General features: G+C 64.6%; 19 protein-coding genes. 8 read left to right on the forward strand and 11 right to left on the reverse strand.

What is annotated here, in order from left to right:
- Positions 1-41: 41 nt before the first annotated feature.
- Genes GKE62_RS13250 through GKE62_RS13265 form a run of 4 tightly spaced genes read right to left on the reverse strand, consistent with a single transcriptional unit; the run spans position 42 to position 2,336 of the window.
- Entirely contained in the window at positions 42-512 is a 471-nt protein-coding gene (locus tag GKE62_RS13250) for a DoxX family protein (RefSeq protein ID WP_230206689.1), read from the reverse strand.
- Positions 513-524: 12 nt separating this feature from the next.
- Positions 525-1,232, reverse strand: a complete 708-nt coding sequence (locus GKE62_RS13255; protein ID WP_154692648.1) for a DNA-binding domain-containing protein — start codon at positions 1,230-1,232, stop codon at positions 525-527.
- On the reverse strand, positions 1,225-2,055 hold the full coding sequence (locus tag GKE62_RS13260) for a DUF692 family multinuclear iron-containing protein (RefSeq protein WP_154692649.1): 831 nt from the start codon (positions 2,053-2,055) through the stop codon (positions 1,225-1,227). The genes GKE62_RS13255 and GKE62_RS13260 overlap by 8 nt, the downstream gene beginning before the upstream one ends.
- A gap of 5 nt (positions 2,056-2,060) precedes the next feature.
- Positions 2,061-2,336: a DUF2282 domain-containing protein gene (locus GKE62_RS13265; RefSeq protein WP_154692650.1), complete on the reverse strand. Its 276-nt coding sequence runs from the start codon at positions 2,334-2,336 to the stop codon at positions 2,061-2,063.
- A 164-nt stretch (positions 2,337-2,500) separates the two neighbouring features.
- Here GKE62_RS13265 and GKE62_RS13270 point away from each other — a divergent pair, with 164 nt between their 5' ends.
- Both GKE62_RS13270 and GKE62_RS13275 read left to right on the forward strand, forming a co-directional pair.
- Positions 2,501-3,790 (forward strand): NAD(P)/FAD-dependent oxidoreductase, encoded by a 1,290-nt coding sequence (locus GKE62_RS13270; protein ID WP_230206690.1) that lies wholly within the window; start codon positions 2,501-2,503, stop codon positions 3,788-3,790.
- Positions 3,787-4,209 carry a carboxymuconolactone decarboxylase family protein gene (locus tag GKE62_RS13275; protein ID WP_154692651.1) on the forward strand — a complete coding sequence of 141 codons (423 nt, stop codon included), beginning with the start codon at positions 3,787-3,789 and terminating at the stop codon, positions 4,207-4,209. Before GKE62_RS13270 ends, GKE62_RS13275 begins: the two co-directional genes overlap by 4 nt.
- Here the strand turns inward: GKE62_RS13275 and GKE62_RS13280 are convergent.
- The 3 genes from GKE62_RS13280 to GKE62_RS18540 all read right to left on the reverse strand — a co-directional run bounded on the left by GKE62_RS13280 (position 4,158) and on the right by GKE62_RS18540 (position 5,882).
- Positions 4,158-5,105, reverse strand: a complete 948-nt coding sequence (locus tag GKE62_RS13280; RefSeq protein ID WP_154692652.1) for a LysR family transcriptional regulator — start codon at positions 5,103-5,105, stop codon at positions 4,158-4,160. The genes GKE62_RS13275 and GKE62_RS13280 overlap by 52 nt on opposite strands.
- Before the next feature lie 143 nt (positions 5,106-5,248).
- Entirely contained in the window at positions 5,249-5,638 is a 390-nt protein-coding gene (locus GKE62_RS13285; protein ID WP_154692653.1) for a response regulator, read from the reverse strand.
- Positions 5,607-5,882, reverse strand: a complete 276-nt coding sequence (locus GKE62_RS18540) for a hypothetical protein (RefSeq protein ID WP_195908384.1) — start codon at positions 5,880-5,882, stop codon at positions 5,607-5,609. The genes GKE62_RS13285 and GKE62_RS18540 overlap by 32 nt, the downstream gene beginning before the upstream one ends.
- Positions 5,883-5,976: 94 nt before the next feature.
- Between GKE62_RS18540 and GKE62_RS13290 the strand changes: the two genes are divergently transcribed.
- The 6 genes from GKE62_RS13290 (at position 5,977) to GKE62_RS13315 (ending at position 16,728) form a co-directional block, all read left to right on the forward strand.
- Positions 5,977-11,361 (forward strand): HAMP domain-containing protein, encoded by a 5,385-nt coding sequence (locus tag GKE62_RS13290; RefSeq protein WP_230206691.1) that lies wholly within the window; start codon positions 5,977-5,979, stop codon positions 11,359-11,361.
- A gap of 74 nt (positions 11,362-11,435) precedes the next feature.
- Positions 11,436-12,983, forward strand: a complete 1,548-nt coding sequence (locus GKE62_RS13295) for an ATP-binding protein (protein WP_195908385.1) — start codon at positions 11,436-11,438, stop codon at positions 12,981-12,983.
- A gap of 219 nt (positions 12,984-13,202) precedes the next feature.
- Positions 13,203-13,772, forward strand: coding sequence for a cupin domain-containing protein (locus GKE62_RS13300; protein ID WP_230206692.1), 570 nt, complete (start codon positions 13,203-13,205; stop codon positions 13,770-13,772).
- 27 nt (positions 13,773-13,799) lie between these two features.
- Entirely contained in the window at positions 13,800-14,477 is a 678-nt protein-coding gene (locus GKE62_RS13305) for a nitroreductase (RefSeq protein ID WP_154692656.1), read from the forward strand.
- Between the two features lie 267 nt (positions 14,478-14,744).
- Entirely contained in the window at positions 14,745-15,425 is a 681-nt protein-coding gene (locus tag GKE62_RS13310) for a PilZ domain-containing protein (RefSeq protein WP_154693726.1), read from the forward strand.
- Positions 15,426-15,561: 136 nt separating this feature from the next.
- Positions 15,562-16,728, forward strand: a complete 1,167-nt coding sequence (locus GKE62_RS13315; protein WP_154692657.1) for a hypothetical protein — start codon at positions 15,562-15,564, stop codon at positions 16,726-16,728.
- Here the strand turns inward: GKE62_RS13315 and msrB are convergent, their stop codons facing one another.
- Genes msrB through GKE62_RS13335 form a run of 4 tightly spaced genes read right to left on the reverse strand, consistent with a single transcriptional unit; the run spans position 16,729 to position 20,845 of the window.
- A complete protein-coding gene (gene msrB / locus GKE62_RS13320) occupies positions 16,729-17,214 on the reverse strand; it encodes a peptide-methionine (R)-S-oxide reductase MsrB (RefSeq protein ID WP_154692658.1) in 486 nt (161 codons plus the stop codon).
- 29 nt (positions 17,215-17,243) lie between these two features.
- The gene (locus GKE62_RS13325) at positions 17,244-18,566 is read right to left on the reverse strand and encodes a cytochrome P450 (protein WP_154692659.1); all 1,323 of its coding nucleotides are present in this window, start codon (positions 18,564-18,566) and stop codon (positions 17,244-17,246) included.
- A 51-nt stretch (positions 18,567-18,617) separates the two neighbouring features.
- Positions 18,618-19,868, reverse strand: a complete 1,251-nt coding sequence (locus GKE62_RS13330; protein ID WP_154692660.1) for an ABC transporter permease — start codon at positions 19,866-19,868, stop codon at positions 18,618-18,620.
- Complete coding sequence (locus tag GKE62_RS13335) at positions 19,865-20,845, reverse strand: ABC transporter ATP-binding protein (protein WP_154692661.1); 981 nt, start codon at positions 20,843-20,845, stop codon at positions 19,865-19,867. Before GKE62_RS13335 ends, GKE62_RS13330 begins: the two co-directional genes overlap by 4 nt.
- Between the last annotated feature and the right edge of the window lie 48 nt (positions 20,846-20,893).

Here is a 20,893-nt window from a genome sequence, read left to right on the forward strand (position 1 = left end):
CGGCGCGGCCCGATTGGAGCCGCGCCGTTTCGATAGCCGGGTCAGGAAATCCGGAACAGGCGATCGAGCGAGATCCGTCCGCCGCCCAGCGCGATCAGCGGAAGCAGAAGCCCGGCCCAGCTCAGGTGCGTCGGCCAGGCATCGGGGTAGACGAAAATCTCGATCACCGCGGTCATCCCGAGCAGCACCATCGCCGAAAAGCGCGTGAACAGGCCGAGCACCAGCAGCACCGAAAAGACGTGCTCGTTGATCGTCGCCATTACTGCGGCGATCTCGGGCGGGATCGGGACGCCCGCATACTCGGTGCGGAACAGTTCGTAGGTCGAATCCGAGATCGTGAACCAGCCCTCGACCTTGGTCCGCGCCGACATCCAGAAGATCGAGGCGATGCCGAGGCGCTGAGTCAGTAGCAATAGCGACGGGCTGAGGACCCGCTGGGCGAGGCCGCAGGCGCGGGCGTAGAGCGAGCCGACCCTGGAAGCGGGCGGCATGGTGGGGGCAAGCGAGGCCATTGTCGGGTCCTTTCAGACGGTGAGAGCGACGAACGCGCCGCGGTTCAGGAGGAGGGCGAAGGCGGCGGCGATGTCGGCGTCGGGGAACGCCGCCAGAGTGGCCTCGACGGCCGCGGCGACACTGGCGCCGCGGGCGAGCGAGAGGACGAAGCGGTGCGCGGGCGCGGGGATCGCCTCGACCGCGACCGTCTGTCCGGCGCGGCTGACCAGCACGTATTCCGGGCGCCAGGCGATGGTGTCGAGATCGCCGCCGGGCTGGTGCGCCCGCCACAGGCTCGCCGCAGGCCAGCGCGAACAGGCCAGCCGCGTCGCCGGATGCAGCGTCAGCCGCGCCCGGGTCCATTCGTGCGCCGCGAGCCGGGCGAACGCGCCGGGATCGAGCGGGGCCGCATCGGCGGCGAACAGCGCCTCGCCATGCAGCCGTTCGACCCGTGCAAGATCGGACACGTAGGGCAGTTCGGCCGCCCAAGACTGTTCCTCGATCCACTCGGGGAAATCGGCACCGTAGGTCGCGAGCACCGGGTCGAGCGGCGGACGTTGGCTGGCGTGATCGACCGCGAGCGCGGTGAACATCTCTTCGCCGACCAGCGCGCGGACAACCGGGAAGTTGGCGGAGAGCGCATCGGCCGCTCCGGCGAGCGCTGTGTTGCGGTAGATCGCCAACGGGCCATCAACCGGCGCGGAAATGGCCCCGGCGAACGCTTCGTGGAACTCACGCATTGGCCACCTGCGGCAATAGGATCGCGGCGGCGCGGTGGCGTTCGCGTAGCAGCTCGGCGAAGGGCGGGACCTCGGCGTCGCGCTCGATCAACGTCGGGCGCGGCCCGGCGCGGGCGACGAACCGTTCGAACAGCGTCCAGACGCCTTCGGCGACCGGAGCGGCGTGGCTGTCGATCAACAGGTCAAGCGCCGGATCGGGGGTGTGGCCCGCGAGATGGATTTCGCCGACCGGTGCGAGGGGAAAGCGGTCGAGCCATGCTCCGGCGTCGAAGCCAAGGTTGTGTGCGCTGACCGCGACGTTGTTGACGTCCAGCAGCAGCCCGCAGCCGGTGCGGCGGACCAGTTCGATTAGAAAGCCGATCTCGTCCCACTCGTGCCCGGTGAGCGCAAGGTAGTGCGAGGGGTTCTCGATCAGGATCGTCCTGCCCAGCGCGGTCTGAGTGGCGTCGACATTGCGCACGATCTGCCGGAGCGCTGCGGTGGTGCGCGGAAACGGCAACAGGTCGGGAAAGCAGCGCCCGTCGAGCCGAGACCACGCGAGGTGCTCGGAAACAAGGAGGGGTGAGAACCGCTGTTCGAGCCGGACCAGTGCGGCGAGGTGGGTCGGGTCGGGTAGGTCTGGCCCTGCCAGCGATAGCCCCACGCCGTGAAGCGATATAGGAAAGCGCTCGGCCAGCTCGGCCAGCATCGCCAGCCGCGGGCCACCGGCAACCATGTAGTTTTCGGCATGCACCTCGAACCAGAGCCCCGCCGCCGTCGAGCCGAGGGAGGCTTCGAAATGCTCGGCTTTGAAGCCGATACCGGCGGTCGGGGTCGTGGTCATGCCGCTCAGCCTTTGGGGGTCAGCGAACCGGCGCCCTTGGGCGTCTTGATCGCAGCGCAGGTGCCCTTGGCGACGTACTTCCAGGCATTGCCCGCGTAGTCGCGCTTGCTGGTGCCCGCGCAACTGGTGCCCGCGCCCGCAGCGCAGTCGTTCTTGCCGGCGAGCGAAATGCCATAGCACTTGTCCTTGTTCGGCTGCGGTTTGACCGGCCCGGCGTGTGCGGCGGTCGCGACCAGCGAGGCGAGGACGGTGGCGACGGCGGTGGAGGTGAGCAGTTTCATGGGTTCGGATCCTTTCGATCGGGTGCCGGTTTCGGCCCTGCCAAATGACCCGATCGGCAGGCATTGTGGAAATGCCGGTCGGGCATCGGGTCGATGCCGGACGCGCATTTCAATCGGCGCCGATGCGCGTGCAGTTAGGGCGGCGCTCAACGAAAGGCCCGCTCGTGTCCCAATTTTCCCGTCCCCATGTGGTCATCGTCGGCGCCGGTTTCGGCGGCCTGTCCGCCGCGCGGGCGCTCGCCAACGCGCCGGTCGACGTCACCGTCATCGACAAGCGCAACCACCACCTGTTCCAGCCGCTGCTCTACCAGGTCGCCACCGCGGCGCTCTCGCCCGCTGATATCGCCGGTCCGATCCGCGCCATCCTTGGCGATCAGCGGAATGCGAAAGTGCTGCTCGATCGCGTGATCGGGATCGACCGCGAGAAGCAAAGCCTTGCTCTAGCTAGCGGTCGCGTGGTTTCCTACGACTGGCTGATCGTCGCCACCGGGGCGCGCCATTCGTACTTCGGCAAGGATCACTGGGGCGCGCACGCGCCCGCGATCAAGACGATCGACGACGCCACCGCGGTGCGCTGCAAGATACTCCTGGCGCTCGAGCGGGCGGAGACGGAGACCGATCCCGAGCGCCGCAAGGCACTGTTGACATTCGTGGTCATCGGGGCGGGGCCGACCGGGGTCGAGATGGCAGGGGCGATCGCCGAACTTGCCCACCGTTCGGTCTCGAACGACTTTCGGTCGATCACCCCACACTGCTCGCGAGTGGTACTGATCGGCAGCGAACCGCGCGTTTTGGCCGCCTTCCCCGAGGACCTCTCCACAGCCGCACAGCGCTCGATCGAGCAGCTTGGAGTCGAGCTGCGGCTGGGCCAGCGGGTGACCCACGTTGCGCAGGATCACGTCATGATCGGAGAAGAGGCGATCCCTACTCACACCGCGATCTGGGCCGCCGGGGTCATGGCCTCGCCCGCGGCCGAATGGCTCGACGCACCTCGCGACCGCGCGGGGCGGGCGATCGTGCGCGGCGATCTGACGGTCCCCGGGTCCGAACGGGTGTTCGTCATCGGCGACACCGCGGCTTTTACCGGACCGGGAGACCGTCCGCTGCCAGGCATCGCCCCGGTAGCCAAGCAGCAGGGCTTTTACGCTGCGCAGACGATAATGGCGCGCCTGGCCGGTCGCGAACCTGCCGCGTTCGTCTATCGCCACTATGGCAACCTCGCGACGATCGGACGCAAGCGCGCGGTGATCGATTTGGGGCGGGTCCACCTCTCCGGATGGCTGGCGTGGATGCTGTGGTCGGTCGTCCACGTCTTTTTCCTGGTTGGCTACCGCAATCGCTTGGCGGTCGGCTGGAACCTGTTGTGGAATTACCTGACCTTTGCGCGCCACGCCCGGCTGATAAACGGCGACGTGGAATTCACGGCGGCGGATGTGAAGCGGCTGGCGGCGTGACGGGATCGGTCGATCGGTACCGCGCCGGGATCGAAACGCTGCTCGCGCTGTCGCCCGACAAAGGCGAGCTCATCAGCGACGCGCTGGCCGCTGAGGCGCCTGACTTTGCCCGGTTGATGGTCGAGTTCGCCTTTGCCGATATCTTCGCCCGCAACGGACTCGATCTTCGGTCGCGGATGTTCGTTGCAATCGGCGCGCTGGCTGCACAGGCTCGTTCGCCTACCCAATTGCACTGGTTCGTCCGCGCCGCGCTCGGCTTGGGAATCTCGCGCGACGAAATCACCGAGGCGCTGATGGAGGTCGCGGTGTTCTCCGGATTTGTCGTCGCATCGGACGCGCTCGAAGCGTGCCGCGATTTGCTCGCAGATCAGCCGTCCGGCGATTGTTGTCCCAGCCGGGCGGCGTTCGCGGCGCGATAGGCGCGGGCCTCGCGCACGAATGCACCGACCGCCGGCGAATGCGGCCGGCCGCGCATCGTCGTCAGGTAGATCGTCCGGCGAAATTCGGGTTCGATTAGTTGGCGGACGACGACATCGGGGTCGGTCACCGAAAATTCGGGAAAAAACCCGAAGCCCAGCCCGGCCTTGACCATGCCCTGGACCCACGTGTCGCGCGGCGAGGAGAACACCTTCACCGGCTCGATCCCGCGCTTGTAAAGCGCCTTGGCGACACGATCGTGAACTTCGCAGAGCGATCGGCAGACGTATGGTTCGCCGTGAAGATCGGCGCCGGTCACCTCCTTGTTCGCCGCCAGCCGGTGGTTGCGCGGCAGGATGACCACGAACCGCTCGTCCAGGATCGGCAGATGATGGAGGTGGCCGGGCAGCTCCTCGGGAATGCCGACCACCGCGATCTCGAGTTCGCCGCGCTCGAGCATTTCGAGCATCCGCGGCGCCTCGTCCTCGATCATCGAAATCGCGACCTGGGGATGGCTCATGGTGAAGCGCAGGATGAGGTCGGAGAGCACCTGCGATCCGATCGTGCACATCGCCCCGATCCGCAGCTTACCGCCTTCGAGACGCGTCGCCGCACGGGCGAGATCGCGCGCGGACTTCGCCCGCTCGGCGATCTCTGCCAGGTAGGGGTGCATCATTCGCCCCAACTCGGTCAGGTGGAAGTTGCCGCGTTCGCGGTTGACCAGGGGGCCGCCAAGCTCGTGCTCGAGTTGCTGGATCGCCCGGCTGAATGCGGGCTGGGTAACGTTGCAGGACTCGGCCGCACGGGTAAAGTTGCGCAACTCGGCGAGGGCAACGAAGTAGCGGACCTGCTGCATCTCCACGGCCTGCCCTCCCATTGCGTCGTGCGAAAACGCCATATTCTGATCGGGGCTGGTTGCACAGTCCGCGCGAGGCGGCGGGCTTTGCGGCTCGACGCGACAGGGGCCGACCGTGTTCAAAGTTGAGATGGGCCGGGATGGGGATAACAGGCGCCAGGCCCCGATACCGTCCGGCCTTGCGCCTAGTCGCTTTCGTTGATTTGGCTGTTCAACAGGGTCGCGAGGGCCGTGATCAACTGAGCAGCGACAAAGGGTTTTTGGATCATGACGCTATCCGGCACACCGTGCGCACTATGGTCGACGGCACTGTCGCCGGAGACATAGACGACGGGCAGACCAGGGCGATGTTCGCGCGCAAGTCTTGCCAGTTCCCAACCCGACAAGCCTGTTCCCAGGCGGATGTCCGTCACAAGCGCTGCCGCCGTATCGATTTCTTCTTCCAAGGCTTCCTTCGCCTCTCGAGAATCAGTCGCCAGGAGGACCTTGAAGCCCTCATCTTCCAGCGCTTGTCGGACGAACATCGCGACCAGCGGCTCGTCTTCAAACAATAAAACCGCGATCCCGCCGTCCATACATCCCCCGCCGTAAGGCGAAGCCCCAACTCACGAACGTTGCATTGGGTCCGGCTGATGTCAAAAAAATCAAGCGGGCGCCAGACCTGAGGGTGAGCGCCTGACACAATACTCCCCCAATCGCGGGCCGGGGCATGGTATTTCCAAGACCCAGGTCGCTACGGGCCAGCAATTTGTCGATCTGACGCTCGATCGGCACGTCGACCGATTTCGCCAATCGTCCTGCGAACACCGCCTTTGCCAATCGCGGTCCCTGCGGATTGGAACGGTTTACCGCAAAGGACGTTGCCAGTTTGGGCCGCGGTTTCGTTCTACGAACGCTGGGAGGGTGGATAATCGTGAACGTGCATACGGGGATAGCGGATGCCGCTGCAAATCGCCGCGAACTGATTGTTGCATTGCGCAAGCTGCGCCAGGGCGATTTTTCTGTGCGCATGGCCGAAACCGGGTCGGACTCCGACCTCGAGGTAGCGATGCTGTTCAATGAGGTCGTTGGCCTCAACCAGCAGATTACCGAAGAATTCGACCGGCTCTCCAGAGTGGTGGGGAAGGACGGCAAGATAGGGCACCGGGCGAAGGTGCGCGGGGCGACCGGCGGCTGGGATTCGAAACTGCGCGCGGTCAATGAATTGATCGACGACATGGTCCAGCCGATCACCGAAGTGGCGCGGGTGATCGGCGCGGTCGCCAAGGGCGACCTTTCCCAGACCATGGCGGTCGAAAGCGACGGTCGCCCCCTCAAAGGCGAATTCCTGCGCATCGGCAAAGTGGTCAACACCATGGTCGAGCAGCTCGGCAGTTTCGCCGCCGAGGTGACGCGCGTCGCGCGAGAGGTTGGAACGGAAGGCAAGCTAGGCGGCCAGGCGCGGGTCAGGGGCGTGGCGGGAACGTGGAAGGATCTGACAGACAACGTCAACTTGATGGCCGCAAACCTCACCGGCCAAGTCCGTAATATTGCCGAAGTGACAACCGCGGTTGCGCTGGGCGACTTGTCGAAGAAGATCACCGTCGATGTGAAGGGCGAGATTCTCGAGCTCAAGATCACGATCAACACCATGGTCGATCAGCTCAACGGCTTTGCCTCTGAAGTCACCCGGGTGGCGCGCGAAGTGGGTACCGAGGGCAAGCTCGGGGGCCAGGCGCAAGTGCCGGGGGTCGCCGGGACCTGGGCCGACCTGACCGAAAACGTCAATTCGATGGCGGCCAACCTCACCGGCCAGGTCCGCAACATCGCCGAGGTCACGACCGCGGTCGCTTCGGGCGACCTGTCGAAGAAGATTACGGTCGACGTGAAGGGCGAGATTCTCGAGCTGAAGAACACGATCAACGTGATGGTCGATCAGCTCAACGGCTTCGCCAGCGAGGTCACTCGCGTCGCGCGCGAGGTCGGGACCGAGGGCAAGCTGGGCGGACAGGCGCAAGTCCCCGGCGTGGCCGGAACTTGGGCCGACCTCACCGAAAACGTTAATCTCATGGCCGCCAACCTGACAGGGCAGGTCCGCAACATCGCGGAAGTGACCACCGCGGTCGCGCGCGGGGACTTGTCGAAAAAGATCACGGTGGACGTGAAGGGCGAGATTCTCGAGCTCAAGGACACGATCAACGTGATGGTCGACCAGCTCAACGGCTTCGCCTCCGAGGTCACGCGCGTCGCCCGCGAGGTCGGGACCGAGGGCAAGCTTGGCGGGCAGGCGCAAGTGCCGGGCGTGGCCGGAACCTGGGCGGACCTTACCGAGAACGTCAACCTGATGGCAGCCAATCTGACGGGGCAGGTTCGCAACATCGCGGAAGTCACTACCGCGGTGGCGCGCGGCAATCTGTCGAAGAAGATCACCGTGGAGGTCCGCGGCGAAATCCTCGAACTCAAGAATACCATCAACACGATGGTCGATCAGCTCAACGCCTTCGCCAGCGAGGTCACCCGCGTCGCCCGCGAGGTCGGGACCGAAGGGCGCCTCGGCGGGCAGGCGCAAGTGCCCGGGGTCGGGGGTACGTGGAAGGATCTCACCGACAACGTCAACGCGATGGCGGGCAACCTGACAGGCCAGGTCCGCAACATTGCCGAAGTGACCACTGCCGTGGCGCGCGGGGATCTTTCAAAGAAGATCACCGTCGATGTGAAGGGCGAAATTCTGGAGCTCAAGAACACCATCAACGTGATGGTCGACCAGCTCAATTCGTTCGCCTCGGAAGTGACTCGAGTCGCCCGCGAAGTCGGCACCGAAGGGCGCTTGGGCGGCCAAGCTCAGGTCGAAGGCGTCGGCGGTACCTGGAAGGACCTGACCGAAAACGTCAACGCGATGGCGGCGAATCTCACCGGACAGGTGCGCAACATCGCCGAAGTGACGACCGCGGTGGCGTTGGGCGATCTGTCCAAGAAGATCACCGTCGACGTGAAAGGCGAAATTCTCGAGCTCAAGAACACGATCAACACCATGGTCGATCAGCTCAATTCGTTCGCCTCGGAAGTGACGCGCGTCGCGCGCGAGGTCGGGACCGAGGGCAAGCTTGGCGGACAGGCGCAAGTCCGCGGCGTTGCCGGGACCTGGGCCGACCTGACCGACAACGTCAATCTGATGGCCGAAAATCTGACCGGACAGGTCCGCAACATCGCCGACGTCACGACCGCGGTGGCGCGCGGCGACCTCTCGAAGAAGATCACGGTGGACGTGAAGGGTGAGATCCTCGAGCTCAAGAACACGATCAACGTCATGGTCGATCAGCTCAATGGTTTCGCCTCGGAGGTGACACGGGTCGCACGCGAGGTCGGCACCGAGGGGAAGTTGGGCGGTCAGGCTCAAGTGCCCGGGGTCGGCGGGACGTGGAAGGATCTCACCGACAACGTCAACCTGATGGCGACCAACCTGACCAACCAGGTTCGCGGCATTGCCGGGGTCGTCACTGCGGTTGCCCAGGGTAACCTCAAACGCAAGCTGACATTCGACGCCAAGGGTGAGATCGCCGCACTGGCCGAGACGATCAACGAGATGATCGAGACGCTCTCGACCTTCGGCGACCAGGTTACCAATATGGCGCGCGAGGTTGGCGTCGAAGGGCGGCTGGGTGGTCAGGCCCGCGTGCCTGGTGCCGCGGGGCTGTGGCGCGATCTGACCGACAACGTCAATGCCATGGCCACCAACCTGACCAACCAGGTTCGCTCGATCGCCGACGTGGCGACCGCGGTGACCAAGGGCGACCTGACCCGGTCGATCGCGGTGGAAGCCTCGGGCGAAATGGCCGCGCTCAAGGACAACATCAACGAGATGATCCTCAATCTCAAGGATCAGACGCTCAAGAACGCCGAGCAGGACTGGCTCAAGACCAACCTCGCGCGTTTCTCGCGCATGCTCCAGGGCGAGCGCGACCTGGCGACGATCTCGCACCTCATCATGAGCGAACTCGCTCCGCTGGTTAACGCGCAGTACGGGGTGTTCTACGTCGCCAACGAGAGCGGCAGCGACAATGCCGGCGGACCGACGCTCGATCTCGTGGCCAGTTATGGCGCCGACAAGCGTGCCCAACTCAAGGAACGCTTCGAGCTACGCGAAGGGCTGATCGGTCAGGCCGCGGCGGACAAGCGCGCAATGCGGTTGACCGGGGTTCCGGGCGACTACATCCGGATCGGTTCGGGCCTCGGCAGCGCGGCGCCCGCGAACGTCAACATCCTGCCCGCGCTGTTCGAGGACGAGGTCAAGGCGGTGATCGAGCTCGCCTCGTTCGAGGAGTTCAACGAGACCCACCACAGTTTCCTCAACCAGTTGATGGAGACCGTCGGCATCGTCCTCAACACGATCGCCGCGACGATGCGCACCGAGGAACTGCTTAAGGAATCGCAGCTGCTCACGCAGGAGCTCCAGGCGCGTCAGACCGAACTGACCACCAAGCAGGAAGAATTGCACAACACCAACGAGGAGCTCCAGGAAAAGGCCCAGTTGCTCGAGAACGAGAAGCGCCAGGTGGAGGCCAAGAACTTCGAGATCGATATGGCCCGCCGCGCGGTCGAGGAGAAGGCCGAGCAGCTCGCCCTGACTTCGAAATACAAGTCCGAGTTCCTCGCCAACATGAGCCACGAGCTGCGCACGCCGCTAAACTCCCTGCTCATCCTCTCCAAACTGCTCGCCGACAACCAGCAGGGCAATCTCAACACCAAGCAGACGGAATTCGCGCGGACCATCCATTCGGCGGGAACCGACCTGCTCAATCTGATCAACGATATCCTAGACCTGTCCAAGATCGAATCGGGGACCGTCTCGATCGACCTGGGCGACATGCCGCTCGCCAGCCTGAAGCTGCACATGGAACGGACCTTCCGCCAGCTCGCCTCGGAAAAGGGGCTGGCGTTCGAAGTCGATTTCGCACCGACCCTGCCAGCTTCCATCCGGACCGACGAAAAGCGCCTGCAGCAAGTGGTTCTCAACCTCCTGTCGAACGCCTTCAAATTCACCTCCCACGGACGGGTCTCGCTTTCAGTGCGAACCGCGTCAAGCGGGTGGACCCCGACCCATCCGGTGCTCAGCGATGCGGATTGCGCGATTGAGATCGAGGTCACGGATACCGGAATTGGCATCCCCGACGACAAGCAGCGGCTCATCTTCGAAGCCTTTCAGCAGGCCGATGGCACGACGAGTCGCAAGTACGGCGGAACCGGACTCGGCCTCTCGATCAGCCGCGAGATTGCGCGTCTGCTCGGCGGCGAGATTCAGGTGCGCTCGTCGGCCGGCAAGGGGTCGACCTTCACCCTGTTCCTGCCGCTGCAGTCGCCCGGAACGAGTCCCGCGCTGGCGTTGCCGCAGCCACTCGAGGTGGAGGGGCTGTTGCCAAGTGTGGGGACGGCCGCGCAAGCCGACGACCGCGACAGTATCGGCGATGAGCCGTTCGTTCTGATTGTGGAGGACGACCCGACGTTTGCCTCGATCCTGCTCGAGGTTGCCCGCGAGGCGGGATTGAAGGGGGTCGTGTCCTCGGCCGGCTCGGGGACCACGGCGATGGTCCGCAAAATGCGCCCCAGCGCGATTACGCTCGACCTGGGCCTGAGCGATATCGACGGGTTCGTTCTGCTCGATTTGTTGCGGCACGACCCGGAGACGCGCGATATTCCGGTGTTTGTGATCTCCGGCGCGGATCAGGCCGCGCACGCACTTACTTTGGGTGCGGCAAAAGTGATCGAAAAGCCGGCCGAGCGCAGCGATCTGGTCAAGATGTTCGGCAAGGTTGGCACAAACGCCAGGCCGGTCCGGCGCAAGCCTCGAACGCCGACGAAGCGATCTGGCCCCACAACCGGTGCGGAAGCATCGCTTGAGCTGGCTGGCGCCAAGATACTCATCGTCGATGACGACATTCGCAACATCTATTCGCTCGCCAGCGTGCTCGAAGCACAAGGGGCTAACGTGGTTCATGCCGAACGCGGCGCCGAAGGGATCGCCTTGCTCGAGAGTTCGCCCGATATCGCTATCGCGCTCGTCGACATCATGATGCCCGAAATGGACGGATACGAAACGATGCGCAGAATTCGCGCCGATCCGGCTATCGCGCATGTTCCCCTGATTGCGGTCACTGCAAAGGCGATGAAGGGAGATCGCCAGAAATGCCTCGATGCGGGTGCCTCCGACTACATTTCGAAGCCGGTGGATATCGACCTCTTGCTGGCGCTCACGCGGGTCTGGGTCGGTCGCGGGCGCTCAGATGCGCTTGAAGGGGCTGTGGCCGAGTCACGCGCGACATGAACGTCAGATCTTCGCTCAAGCTTAGAGCCGAGCGTCCTCCTCCAGCGCCAGACAAGGTACACAAAGCCAAGATATTGATCGTCGACGATGACGAGCGCAACCTGCTGGCATTAACCGAAGTGCTAGATTCGCTGGCCGAAGTCGTCACTGCCACTTCAGGCCGCGACGCCCTGCGCGCCCTGCTTCGCGAGGACTTCGCGGTAATTCTGCTCGATGTTTTTATGCCCGAAATGGATGGCTACGAGACCGCCGGCTTTATCCGCGAGCGTGACCAGACCGCACGGATTCCGATCATTTTCCTCTCGGCAGTCAACAAGGAGACCGAACACCTGATGCGCGGGTATGCGATGGGCGCGGTCGATTACGTGTTCAAGCCTGTCGATGCTCTGGTCTTACACTCGAAAGCGGCGGTCTTCGTAGATCTCTATAAGCTGCGGCGAGAAATCGAAGAGCGTAATCGCGCCGAAATCGTCCTGCAGGAAGCCAAGTTTCGCGCGGAAGAGCAGCGCCTCGAGATCGAGCGCGAACTGCAAGCCACGCGTCTGCGGCAAGCGGCGATCTTGAATTCTCTGCCGGTCGTGCTCTTCGAAGCCACGTATTCGGAGAAAGACGGGCTCCGTCGGCGCGTCGTCGGCGGAGACCGGAGTGCGCTGAGCGGCGACGCCGCGGCGTGGTTGCGCGATGATGAGGCCCGCTGGGAGGATCAGATCCTAGCCGAAGATCGTCCGGCCGTCGCATCGGAATACGCGAAGCCCTGCGGCAAGGGCGACCGGGCCAGCGTGCGCTATCGTTGGGCCACCGCCGATGGCCCGCCGCTCTACTTGCTGGAACAGGCCGTGCGCGTTGACGATCGCGCCTGGGTGGGCTCGATTACCGATGTCACGGCGCAGAGCTTGCTCGAAAACCAGCTCCTGCAGGCACAAAAACTCGACGCGTTGGGTCAACTCACCGGCGGTGTGGCACACGACTTCAACAATCTCCTCGCGGCAGTGCTCGGCGGTATCCAGCTTCTCGCCCGACGGACAAACCTGGACCAATCGCAACAAGCTATCCTCGATCAGATGCGCGAGGCGGTCGATCAAGGCATCGCTCTGGTCAAAAGCCTGCTGGCATTTGCTCGAAAGCAACCGCTGAGCCCGACCTCCATCGATCCCGAGACGCTCCGAAAATCGGTAATGGGCCTCGTCGACCATGCGTTGGATACGACCTTCCCCGTCGATTGGACCGTGACCGCCGAAGATCATGCGTTTTTCGCAGACCCGTCGCAGCTTACGCTCGTGCTTCTCAATTTGATAATCAACGCGCGTGACGCGATGCCGGGCGGCGGGACCATTTCAATCGTCATAGATCGCCCCAGCGAGCCCTCCACCTCAGCCGACGGACTGCGGATCGTCGTGGCGGACGAGGGACCGGGAATCCCTGCGGAGATACTCGACAAGGTTACCGAGCCGTTCTTTACCACGAAGCCGCCGGGCAAGGGCACGGGCCTTGGATTGTCTATGGCCGCGGGCTTTGCAGAACAGTCGGGTGGAAAGCTGCTTATCAGCGCGCCGCCAAACGGCGGCACGCGTGTTGAGATCAAACTCCCGGCAAGGCGAGTTGATTGCGACGAAGACTTGTAACGCGTTCATGCAAGGAGGCGAGGCAGGTCCTCGCGACCTAGGGGCTACCCAGCAACGCGCTATGCTATCGCAACTTTTCATCACAGCGCCATTTATATCGTCTGGCAGTATGTTAACCGGTAGACCCGGCGGACTTGAAATACCCTGAGCCTTGCTCGTGGGGATTGGAGTCCCACAGTACGCATCATGGGCCCTCGCGGTCCCTGCAGGAGCTTTGGCGTGCAGAACCCGTTTCGCCGGATCGTTACCGGCCACGACGCGGCGGGTAGGGCAATCATCCAGGAGGATGGCTCGCCGACCCGGATTCAGCGGATCGGCGGCGAGGCCGGACCGGTGTTTTATGAAGTGTGGAACACCCGGGCAACACCCGCGCCGATCGATCGCGCATCGGGCGAGCCGCCGGAAATCGGCATCGTCCTGGCCCCGCCCCGAGGCGGCACCCGCATCCGCGTGCTCGACTTTCCGCCCGACGATCCCGGTTTGGCGGACATGACCCCCGAGCAGGCGCGCGCCTATTTCGCTGAGATCGGCGCCGCCGACGCATCTTCGCACACCGGCGAGGGCAGCCGCCATGCGCACATGCACCGCACCCAGACCGTCGATTACGGCATCGTCATCGAGGGTGAACTGGTGCTGATCGTAGACGAGGGTGAAACCGTAGTCCGCGCGGGCGACATCGTGATCCAACGCGGCACCAACCACGGCTGGGCCAACCGTTCGGGCAAGAATTGCCGGATTGTGTTCGTGCTGATCGATGGCGTGTACGCAGACGGGTTGCAGCCTGGTTAACCGCCCAACCAAGATACGGAGCAATACATGCTTTTCGACGACGTCGTTCTAGGACGCCGCAGTTGCCGCGGCTACAAGCAGGAACCCGTTCCGCGCAGACTGATCGAGGAAATCCTCGGTCTGGCCATGCGCGCGCCGTCTTCGATGAACACGCAGCCGTGGCACTTCTACGTGATCACCGGCGAGCCGCTCGACCGCATCCGCCGCGGCAACACCGAACGCATCCTCGCAGGCCATCCAGATTCGCGCGAATTCCGCAAGGGCCAGCCGTTTGCGGGGGCGCATCGCGATCGTCAGGTCGGCGTGGCCAAGCAGCTATTCTCGGCGATGGGCATCGCCCGCGACGACAAGGACGGACGGCAGGACTGGGTGCTGCGCGGGTTCCGCCAGTTCGATGCGCCGGTGTGCGTGATTATCACTTACGACCGGGTGCTCGACGGCAGCGACGATACCCCATTCGATTGCGGCGCGGTGGCGACCGCGTTGGTCAACGCGGCGTGGTCGCGCGGGCTGGGCACGGTGATCAACAGCCAGGGCATAATGCAATCGCCAGTGGTCCGCGAGCACGCCGGCATTCCCGACGACCAAGTCATCATGAAGAGCATCGCGCTGGGCTGGCCCGACGACAGCTTTCCCGCGAACGCGGTCGTCTCGGAGCGCAAGTCGCTCGACGAGGCGGCAGTCTTCGTGGGGTTCGAAGGGTAGTCATTCCGCGTCCAACCGGTAGTCATCGTACCCTCGATCTTAAGTCGAAGCGCGAACAGTTCCCACTGAAGCTGCGATGCCGAGCAACGTGACGCAAGACTGCTCGGGGCAATTTTCGCACTGGGCGTAAGGCATGCTTAAGAACACGGATAGGGGGTTCTCCCGAGATCTCGCCCACGGCGCTGTTAACGAAGCATGGACTATCTCGCGCAATCGAATGTCAGCAATCGTTTGGCACCACTGGCAGGACGCGGAGACCTTCCCACAATGACGTATTCGCTGTCGTCGCTGAACCGGCCGACCGGCCCCGCGTCCGGGGGTGACGCGTGGGACGAGGGGTCTTCCTCTCCGGAACAGCGCAACGCGCCGCGCTTCACCCTGTTGATCCGCGCCGCAAAGTTGATTGCGGGAGACGACGAATTCCTCGTCGTGGTTCGTGACATCTCGAGCGACGGACTCAAGATCAAAACGTTCCACGCTCTGCCGGAACACGGTGAATTTGCTATCGAACTGGCGAACGGTGAACGGCACGCGATCGACAAAGTATGGGAAGACGGCGATCTCAAGGGGTTCCGCTTCCATGATCCGGTCGCCCGCGAACGGCTGCTCGCAGAAAGTGGCGGCGGCAAGCGCAAGCGCCCGGTGCGGTTGCGGCTCAAGGTGCCAGTCAAGGCTTTTGCCGGCGTGCGCTGCCATGACGGGGTCTTCGTCGACATTTCCCAGAACGGCGCGTGCATGTCGTGCGACGAGCATCTTGCGCTCGGCCAGCGCATCCGGTTCGAATGCCCGGGCCTTTGCGAGCTCACCGGTCTGCCCGAACTCACCGGGCGGGTCCGCTGGCGCCGCAGGCCGCTGTACGGCCTGATCTTCGAGCAGACCTTCCGGTTCGACGACCTGGCCCGGGTGACTGCGCGGTTCGCCGCAACCGAGGTGTTAACGCTTCGTTAGGCATATTTCTTCATGACCTGGCAGGATCGCTATGGCTTGCTGCGGTCGGGGGAATGGGGATGGCCGGGTTCCGCGCTGCACTTGCCGTAAATTCGTTGCGCCAGGCTGGCGTCGGACCGCTGCCGGTTTGCGCCAGATGATCCTCAGGGATCGCCGCCGCCCCGCGCTTCCCGCCGAGCTGGTCGGACGGGTCTGCTTGATCTGGATCGGCGTGGCGATGCTCCAGATTGCGGCGACAACGCTCGCGGGTCGGCTTTCTGCCGTCGCACTGCCGCCCGTATGGAGTCTGCCGACAGTTGCCTCGGCCCTGACCTTGGGTTGCGCGATGTTGCTGATCGGGCGGATCGCATATCGCTTGTTCGACGAGGAGATTGCCGGTCTCTCCTGCCTGGCCAGCGCCGTGGCGGTGCCCTTGCTCGTCGCGATGCATCCGGCGACACTCGATACACACGGCCTCCATGCGGTCTGCATCCTGTTCGCACTCAACGGGTTGATGGCGCGCGAAGCGCGGCTCGGCGGCTGGGCGATCGGCGCGGCGCTCGCCTCGGCGCTCGCCCTTTCCCTCGACGGTGCGGTGCTGGGATTGGGCTTCGTCGCGGTCGCTGCTTTGAAGTGGCTGCGCAATCGCAACGAACGCTGGTGGCTCGTTCATGCGCTCCACGCGCTAACGGCGGTCACGGGGGCCATCGTCGCCGTGAAATGGGCGGCCGGGCAGGCGCCGGTGTGTGGCGTGCTGGGGATTGCACACCTCGCCGCGTTCGCCTGGGCGGCGGGGGTCATGACGGTGGTCGCGCTGTTCGAACCGCACCCGCGCGCCTTCACTCTCGGCGGCATGGGAGCCGCGACCGGCGGCGCGCTGCTCCTGCTTGGAGGCCTCGACAGCAGTTGCAGCGTCGTTGCTGCGACCGGCCTGAACGGAGCCACGCCTCTGTGGCGGGGCGGAGCGATCTTCGCAATACAGGCGCTGGGTCTTCCCCTGCTCGGGTTCGCCGCGGCGCTGCGCCTGCTCGGACCCGCGCGGGACTGGCTGCGGCGGTGGTGGACCGATTATGCGCTGTTGATGTTACTGGCCGCGATCATGACCGCGCTCGATGCCCGGGCCGCTGCGGCGGCTTGCTCCCTGGCGGCGGTGCCGATTGGCTGGCAGATGCGCGCGTGGACCCGCGCAGCGCGCAACTCTCGTCGGAGCGGCCGTCGTGCGTTGGCGCTGACCGGGGTGGCGTTGGCCCTGGCCCCGGCAATGCCGCTCAGCTTGCTGGTGCTGGCCGCGCCGACATATGCCAGCAACCTGATCGGCCGCTGATCAGCCGGGCACGAACAGCATCGCGTCGCCGTTCATGCAATAACGCAAGCCGGTGGGCTGAGGACCGTCATTGAATACGTGGCCCAAATGCCCGCCGCACTTGGCGCAATGCACCTCGGTGCGCTCCATCAGCAGCGAACGGTCCAAGGTGGTGCCGATCGCGCCGGGCAGCGGTTTCCAGAAGCTTGGCCAGCCGGTCCCGCTCTCGAACTTGGTGGCGCTGTCGAACAGCCGGTTGCGGTCCGCTGCGCACACGAACGTTCCTTTGCGGTGCTCCTTCAGCAGCGGTGAGGAGCCGGGCCGCTCGGTGCCTTCCTTGCGCAGTATTGTATACTGCCTTGGCGTCAGGAGCTTACGCCACTCGGCATCGGTGTGCGTCACCGGATAGCTTTTGGCCTTGGCCGGCGTGGCCCCGCAGGCCGACGCCAAGGGGAGGAGGCTGGCGGTGCCTAGCCAGGCGAGGACACTGCGACGAGGTTGCGGCATCGAATCCTCCGTCAGAATTTCTCGAGCCATCAGAACTTCTCGAGCGTTACCTCGAGCTTGCGATGGCCATGGACGAAGTTGGCGCGTACCCGCTCGACCCTGCCGGTAACCTTAACCCGCATCCGCCGCTTGTGCATTTCCTCGAGCAGAATCTTGAGCTGCAATTCGGCCAGCCTCGCGCCGACACAACGGTGGATGCCATAGCCGAACGCCAGGTGGCGGCGGGCGTTGTCGCGAGTGATGTCGAGCTCGTCGGGGTTGGGGAACACCGTCTCGTCCCGGTTTGCCGAGATGTACCACAGCACCACCTTGTCGCCCGCCTTGATCTCGTGCCCGAACAGGTCGGTATCGGCGGTCGCCGTGCGGCGCATGTGCGCCAGCGGGGTCACATAGCGGATGCACTCCTGCACCGCGTTGGGGATCAGCGAGGGATCGGCCTCGAACAGCGCGCGCTGGCCGGGGAACCGATCCAGCGCCTCGACGATCCCCGACATCGTGTTGCGCGTGGTGTCGTTGCCGCCCACGATCAGCAGCACCAGGTTGCCGACGAATTCGTTGAAGCCCATGTCCTTCATCGCGTCTGAATGGATCATCATCGAAATCAGGTCGGGCGTCGGCGGGGCGTTGGCGCGCTCGTTCCACAGCCGCGTGAAATAGTGACCCATCTCGTTGAGGATGCCCTGACGGTGGGTGATCAATTCGGGGACCAGCCCGATCTCGGTGTCGCCCGACCAGTCCGACCAGAAGGTCAGCAGGCGGCGGTCCTCCCACGGAAAGCCGAACAGCAGCGCCAGCATTCCGGTGGTCAACTCGATCGACACCCGATCGACCCAGTCGAACTGTTCGCCCCACGGCAATCCATCGAGCACTTCGCCCGTGCGCTGGCGGATCTCCGCGCTCATCCGCTCCATCTCGGCGGGGGTGAACGCGGGCGCGACCGTGCGGCGCTGCCCGGTATGCTGCGGCCGGTCCATCGCGATGAACATCGGAAGCTGGAATTCTTCCTCAATCTCGTCGCTGCGGTCGCCAATGGTGATCCCGCCGTGTTCCCATGAGGATGAAAACAGTTCGGGCAGGGCTTCGACGTGCTGGATCGTCTTGATCGTGGTGACGTTCCAGAAGTCCTTGAATGGCGTTCCGGTGACCTTGTTGATCGGCGCCTTGGCACGCATTTCGGCAAAGATCGGCTGCCAACGATCCTCGACGTAGATGTCCGAACGGCTGACATCCCATGGGTGGGTATGGACCGGGGTGCTTTGCGGATTCCTGCGAAGCCAGTCCTCGAGCATGTCCATCGCGGTCGGCGACGTCTGATACGTAAACGGCGCCTCGGGGGCGAGTTGGGTAGCCATCAGGTAATCTCCCGGTCCTGCGGCGCCGAAGGACAGTTATGCTTTTGCAACTTATCCAGCCAAACCTTCACGGGTGTCAACAAGAGTCGCTGTCCGTTTCCGCCCGAACAGCGAAAGACGCTGTGCCTTGCCCCTGGCCGGTCCCGATTTCATCACGCTGCGACGGAAGATGCCGGCCCCCAGGCGGATGATTCCCGCGACGCACAGCGCCTGCCAGGCCAATGCCAGCAGGTGCGGCCACAGCGCCGGGCTCTGCGCGGCCCGTGCGAGCATGGCGAACGGCGAGCTGAACGGAACGATCGTGGCGAGCAGCTCCATCGGCTTGCCCTGCTGCGCCACGGTGAAGCTGGCGAAGAAGAACACCAGCAGTTGCATCATCGTCACCGGCATCGACATCGTCTGAACCTCGCGCACCGTCGCCGCCATCGAGCCGATGCCGAGGAACAGCGAGCCGAGCAGGAGATAGGCCGTCGCGAAGTAGAGGAACCCCAGCCCCAAGAACAGCGGCCAGCCGACCGCGGGTTCGGGCAACGTGGGCAACGACTGTCCGCCAATCGCGATGACCGCGCTGCCCACCGTGAACCATACGCCGATTCCTACCAGACTGACCGCAAGCATCGCGAACAGCTTGCCCAGGAACACCGCGTCCATCGGGATTGCGGCGGCGAGCACCTCGATGATCTTGTTGCTCTTTTCCTCGACCAGGTTGGACAGGACCATCCCCGCCAGCAGCATCGTCAGCAAGAACAGCACCGTTTGGGCGGCCTGGGCCGTGGCGAGGCGGCCGCTATGGACCTTGGCGGCGCTTGTAGCGATGGTCGTCGTCGCGATCTCGGGAAAGCGTAAGTTCGCAGGATTGCGCGCGGTGGCGGCCATCGTCGCGATCATCCCATCGTAGCGATCGAGGCGCTCGCCGGTCCCGGTCAAGTGGGGATTCTCGATCGAGCCGGTGACCACCGCCGCGAGCCGCGGTCCGCCCGATCGCATCGCGGCCACCGCGTCGAACTTGTCGCCGGGCGGTACGTCCTTGAGCTTGATGAACTCGGGGACCTCGCCCGCCATGCGACCGGCCATGCGATCATGGGCATAGACCATCGCAAGGTTGTCGGCACCGCCCATGGCCAGCCCGATCTGGGGGTTTTCCACCGACTTGGCGACTTGCGCTCCGATGCCGCCGGCGAGCCCGCCGACCAGGATCGGGAACAGCGGGCCAAGCAGGAAGAACAGGAAAGTCTTGGAAAAGATCACCGCCACGAAATCGCGCCGCGCGATCACCCAGGCGGAACGGATGGTGCGGGTCATTTCAGGTCGGCCTTTTCTTCCGCAAGCGCTTTGGCGGCGGCCTCGCCCGCGATGGCCACGAACGCGTCGTGCAGGCCGGGCCGCTCGATCGACAGCGAGAGAATCCCCGCCTCGCCCTCGATCAGCGCGCGAAGCAGCGGCTCGACCCCGCCCGGCGGCAGGCTGAAGTGCCAGATCGCGCCTTCGCGCCGGGCGTCGCTGGGGAGCGCATCGCGCCACACGCCATCGTCGCGCGCCAGTTCCAGCCTCACCTGCTGGGGCAAGCGGTCGCGCGCTTCGCCGACCAGCCCGGTAAATGGCACCTTGCCCCCGGCGATGATCGCGATCCGCTCGCACAGGCGTTCGGCGTGGGCGATGACATGGGTCGAGAAGATCACCGTGGTGCCGCGCTCCGCCAGCCCGCGGATCATCGCTTCGAGCTTGCCCTGGTTGATCGCGTCGAGACCCGAAAACGGTTCGTCGAGGATCACCAGGTCGGGTTCGTGGATCAGCGTGCCGAGCAGTTGCACGGTCTGCGCCATGCCTTTCGACAGCTGGCGAATCTGACGGTCGGCGGCATAGCCAAGCCCATATTCCTCGAGCATCGCCCGCGCCCGCTTGCGACCCTCTCTCAGCGGGACCCCGCGTAGGTGGCCGAGAAATGCGATCGCTTCGAACGCCTTCATTGCCGGGTACAGGCCGCGCTCCTCGGGCAGGTAGCCGATGCGATGTGCGATCTCGTGCGGGCGTTCGTGGCCCAGGGTGCGGCGCAGGCCCTCGTCGGGATCGATGATCCCCAGCAGCATGCGCAGGGTGGTGGTCTTGCCCGCGCCGTTGGGACCGAGGACCCCGAAGATCGTGCCCGCGGGCACCTCGAGATCGACGCCGTCGACCGCGGTGAACCCGTCGAAGCGCTTGACCAGCCCGCGCGCCTCTATCGCGAGCGGACTCGTTGCGTGGTTGCCGCCCCCAGCGGTCGGGCCTAGCTCGCTCTTCATCATCCGGCGCCTATCTAGCAGGCATGAACGGGAGCGACAGCAGGTTTG

The organism is Novosphingobium sp. Gsoil 351 (genome assembly GCF_009707465.1).
Taxonomy (GTDB): domain Bacteria; phylum Pseudomonadota; class Alphaproteobacteria; order Sphingomonadales; family Sphingomonadaceae; genus Novosphingobium.